The sequence below is a fragment of the Asanoa sp. NPDC050611 genome (assembly GCF_040654855.1).
Classification (GTDB): domain Bacteria; phylum Actinomycetota; class Actinomycetes; order Mycobacteriales; family Micromonosporaceae; genus Asanoa.
Map to the genome: position 1 here is coordinate 1 of NZ_JBFAIU010000489.1, position 4,246 is coordinate 4,246.

Annotated in this window: 5 protein-coding genes; 3 read left to right on the plus strand and 2 right to left on the minus strand. The window is 75.5% G+C overall.

Going from position 1 to position 4,246, the window contains the following annotated elements; all coding sequences use genetic code 11:
• From AB0H87_RS38810 to mutM, 3 genes are all read left to right on the plus strand, one after another.
• On the plus strand, nt 1-894 hold an 894-nt coding region (locus tag AB0H87_RS38810), incomplete at its 5' end, for a phosphate acyltransferase PlsX (protein WP_360157849.1).
• A complete protein-coding gene (gene rnc, locus AB0H87_RS38815) occupies nt 891-1,637 on the plus strand; it encodes a ribonuclease III (protein ID WP_360157852.1) in 747 nt (248 codons plus the stop codon). The genes AB0H87_RS38810 and rnc, both read left to right, overlap by 4 nt.
• A 9-nt stretch (nt 1,638-1,646) precedes the next feature.
• Entirely contained in the window at nt 1,647-2,528 is an 882-nt protein-coding gene (gene mutM, locus AB0H87_RS38820) for a bifunctional DNA-formamidopyrimidine glycosylase/DNA-(apurinic or apyrimidinic site) lyase (protein WP_360157855.1), read from the plus strand.
• On the opposite strand, the gene AB0H87_RS38825 is transcribed toward mutM, so the two are convergent.
• Nucleotides 2,496-3,194, minus strand: a complete 699-nt coding sequence (locus AB0H87_RS38825) for a spherulation-specific family 4 protein (RefSeq protein WP_360157858.1) — start codon at nt 3,192-3,194, stop codon at nt 2,496-2,498. The two genes, mutM and AB0H87_RS38825, sit on opposite strands and share 33 nt — an antisense overlap.
• The coding region (locus tag AB0H87_RS38830) for a hypothetical protein (protein ID WP_360157861.1) at nt 3,191-4,246 on the minus strand (1,056 nt) is incomplete at its 5' end. The genes AB0H87_RS38825 and AB0H87_RS38830, both read right to left, overlap by 4 nt.

Below are 4,246 nucleotides of genomic sequence, written 5' to 3' on the forward strand. Positions count from 1 at the left end.
GTCGTGGTTGACGGCGCTCTGCGAGCGTTGAGCGCTGATCCTGACCTGCGCCTCCTGCTCGTCGGCCCCCGTGAGGTGGCCGACGAGGTCATCGGCGCGCTCCCGGCCGCCGACCGCCATCGCGCGTCGGTGCGGCCGCTGCGCGGCGCCGTCGCCATGCACGACCCACCGCAGCGCGGCGTCCGGTCCGACACCACGGTCCGCGGTGCCGCCCTGGCGGTAGCCGAGGGCGCCGCCGACGCGCTGGTCTCCGCCGGCGCCACCGGCGCGATCGTCACGGCCGCCGTGCTCAGCCTCGGCCGCTGGCCGGGCATCCGCCGGCCGGCCCTGCTCGCCACCATCCCCGCCATCGCGGGTCCCGTCGCGCTGCTCGACGTCGGCGGCTCGGTCGAGGCCCGGCCGATCACGCTGGCCGGGCACGCCCTGCTCGGCGCCGCCTACGCCAGCGCCGTCCACGCGATCCCGTGCCCCCGGGTCGGGCTGCTGTCCATCGGCCACGAGACCGGCAAGGGCGACCGCGCCCGGCGGATCACCGACCCGATGCTGGCCGCCCTCAAGCTGGGCGGCGACGCGCACTACGTCGGCCTGGTCGAGGGCTACGACGTCTCGTCCGGGGAGCGGGCCGACGTCGTGGTGACCGACGGCTTCACGGGCAACATCCTGCTCAAGGGCATCGAGGGCGCCTATGCGATGGCCGGCGGCCCGCCGCCCGGCCGGGCCGTGCCCCGCGCCGCCGCCCTGCTGGGCGTGTACGGCACCGTCGTGATCTGCCACGGCGGCGCGACCCCGGACGACCTGGCGTCGGGCCTCGCGCTCGCCGCCAACCTGCACCGAAACCGCGCGATCCCGCGCATCGCGACGGCGCTCGCCGACCTGATCGAGGTGACCACATGACCACTGACAGGCGCAAAAGGCCGCCGGTCGCGCACCTGGAGGCCGCGTTCGGCGTCGGGTTCGACGTCGAGCTGCTGGAACGGGCGCTGACCCACCGGTCCTACGCGTACGAGAACGGCGGCCTGCCGACCAACGAGCGGCTCGAGTTCCTCGGCGACTCGGTGCTCGGCGTCGTGATCACGACCGCCCTGTTCAACAACCACCCGGACCTGCCCGAGGGGCAGCTGGCCAAGCTGCGGGCCAGCGTCGTCAACATGCGGGCCCTGGCCGACGTGGCCCGCCGCCTCGGTCCCGACGGGCTCGGGCCGTACCTCCTGCTCGGCAAGGGCGAGGAGACCACCGGCGGGCGCGACAAGAACAGCATCCTGGCCGACACGCTGGAGGCCCTGCTGGGCGCGATCTACCTCCAGTACGGCCTGGACACCGCCGCCATGGTGATCCACCGGCTGTTCGACCCGCTGATGGCGGAGTCCGCCGGCCGCGGCGCCGCGCTGGACTGGAAGACGAGCCTCCAGGAGCTGACCGCAACGCTGAGCCTCGGCGTCCCGGAGTACCGGATCGACGAGGCCGGCCCCGATCACGCGAAGACGTTCACCGCCTGGGTGGTCGTGGCCGGCAAGCGCTACGGCGGCGCCGACGGTCGCAGCAAGAAGGAGGCCGAGCAGCGGGCCGCCGAGACCGCCTGGCAGGAGCTGTCCGACCACGCGGCGGAGAAGGTGGCCGCACCGAGCGCGGCCGAATAGGTTTACCCGGTGCCCGAGCTACCCGAGGTCGAGACCGTCCGCAGCGGCCTGGTGAAGCATGTCGCCGACCGGCGGATCGCCGCGGTCGAGGTGCACCACCCGCGCGCGGTCCGCCGCCACCTGCCCGGCCCGCTCGACTTCGCGGGCCAGCTCGTCGGCCGGCGGGTGCTCGACGTCCGCCGCCGCGGCAAGTACCTCTGGCTCCCGCTCGACAGCGGCGACGCGATCATCGGCCACCTCGGCATGTCGGGCCAGATGCTGCTGCAGCCGGCGGCCACCCCCGACGAGACGCACCTGCGGATCCGCTTCCGCTTCGAGGACGGCGACCCGGAGCTGCGCTTCGTCGACCAGCGCACGTTCGGCGGCCTGTCGGTCTCCGCGGGCGGCGCGGAACTGCCCGCCGAGATCGCGCACATCGCCCGCGACCCGATCGACCCGGAGTTCTCCGACGAGGGCTTCGTCGCCGGCCTGCGCCGCCGGCGCACCGAGGTCAAGCGGGCGCTGCTCGACCAGACGCTGATCTCCGGCATCGGCAACATCTACGCCGACGAGGCGCTCTGGCGGGCCCAGCTGCACGGCGCCCGCCCGACGGACCGCCTCACCAGGCCGGCCGCGCTGCGCCTGCTGGGCCACGTCCGCGACGTGCTCGGCGAGGCGATCCGCGAGGGCGGCACGAGCTTCGACGCGCTCTACGTCGACGTCAACGGCCAGAGCGGTTACTTCGACCGGGGCCTGCACGCGTACGGCCGCGAGGGCGAGCCGTGCCGGCGCTGCGGCGCCCCGATCCGCCGCGAGTCGTTCATGAACCGCTCGTCGTTCTCGTGCCCCAAGTGCCAGCCCCGGCCGCGATACCTCGGCTCAGCCCGGCACGACGGCCAGCGGGCGGGGTGAGTCGGAGGGCAGGCCCTGCCACGGGCTGGTCATCCAGCGGTCCGTGACCACGCCGAAGCCCGCGCCGCGCCAGGCCATCACCCGGCGGGCGTGTTCGAGCTGCCACGGCGGCACGCTGTGGATCAGGTGCCCGTCACCCGGCAGCGCGCCCTCGCCCGCCCACTCCTGGTAGTCGTCCCACGAGCCCTCGTACACGCAGATCGGCACGCCCAGATCGCGGTAGACCGCCTCCGGCGGCGTGCCGGGGTTGAGCACCGCGGCGAACAGGCCGGCGCGGCGCGCGACCCTGATCGCCAGGGCCACGGGACCCATGCCGTAAGCGCCGGTGGGGCACTGGTCGAGGAAGATCCCCGACACCGGGTACGCGGACCAGCGCTCGACGTCGTCGAGGATGTCCGCGATCGGCCGGGCGGAGTGGCCGACGTCGACGTAACCGAGCATCGGCACGGACGCGGCCGCGAGCCGGGCGGTCGCCTCGGCGTACGACTCGTCCGGCGCGCCGGCGCCCGGCCCGTCCGCCACGTTGACGATCACGGTGGTGCCGGCCAGCGCCTCCGGATCCCACGCGTCCGGATCCTCGAGCGGATGCACGTACAGCGGCAGCAGCGTGGTGGGCGCCGGCCCGGCGGTGGCGGCACCGGGCACCCGGCGCGGCAGCTCGATCATCGGTAGCTCCCGGGATGGAAGACGGTGTGCGCGGTGGCGGCGAGGCCGAGCACCGACGTCGCGGCCAGACCGGCCACCGTCGCGGGCAACATCACCCGGATCAACGAGTCGACGCCGCCGCCCGGCACGGCCACCAGCCAACCGGCCACCGGGACCACCGCGAAGACGACCGGCGCGACGGCCAGCAGCGCGGCGAGCAGCAGCCGGCCCCGGGTGGCCAGCAGCAGGGTCGCGGCCCAGGACCCGGCCAGCAACACGCCGGCCGCCCCCGCCAACACAAGGGCCTTCGCGTCCGGGTGCCGGGACAGCTCGTACGGCAGCCGGAACGCGGCGACCAGCAGCGCGGCGCCGATCGCGAGCGGCGGCAGCAGGCCGGCCAGCGTGGCGATGCCGAGCACCCGCAGGTGGCGGCGGTAGGCGGCGACGTCGTCGTAGAGGTCCAGGCCGGCCGCGGCGCGGGTCGCGTGCCAGGCGACGAAGAGCTCGATCAGCGGCACGGCCAGCAGCAGCGGCAGGGTGGCCGGCGGTGGCACGGCGCCGTCGCCCGGCACGAGCCGCCACACGAGCAGGAACGCGCCCGCCTGCCCGGCGCCGATCAGCAGGTACGCGACGACGGCTCCGAACGGCGCCCGGGCGCCCACCCGGGCCTCGGGCGGGTCCCGGCGCACGGCCGGCGCGAAGGCGCGGGCGGCCGCGACCCCGATCGCGGCGCCGAGCAGCCAGGCGCCCCGCTCCGGCAGCAGGCCGGCCAGCAGCCCGAGGCTGACCAGCCAGGCGGGCACGGACCAGCGCAGCATCGCGCCGACCCGGTTGCCGACCAGCGCGGCCGCCACGCCGGCGAAGGCCAACAGTTCGACACCGCAGACGGCGTACGCCGGAACGCGCTCCCCGACCAGGTCCGGCGGCGCGAACGTCACCGCGGCCGCCCCGGCCGCCAGCGCGGCGAGCAGGCCGGCGGCCACCCACACGACGGCCTTGAACCGGCCACCGCGTACGAAGATGGCCCCGCCGCCACCGCCCTCTGTCTCGTCGCCGGTCGAGTTGCCGCCGGT

What these genes read in the sequence shown, in the direction of transcription:
- rnc (WP_360157852.1), top strand. Translation starts at nt 891, where the DNA reads ATGACCACTGACAGGCGCAAAAGGCCGCCGGTCGCGCACCTGGAGGCC.
- AB0H87_RS38825 (WP_360157858.1), bottom strand. Translation starts at nt 3,194, where the DNA reads ATGATCGAGCTGCCGCGCCGGGTGCCCGGTGCCGCCACCGCCGGGCCG.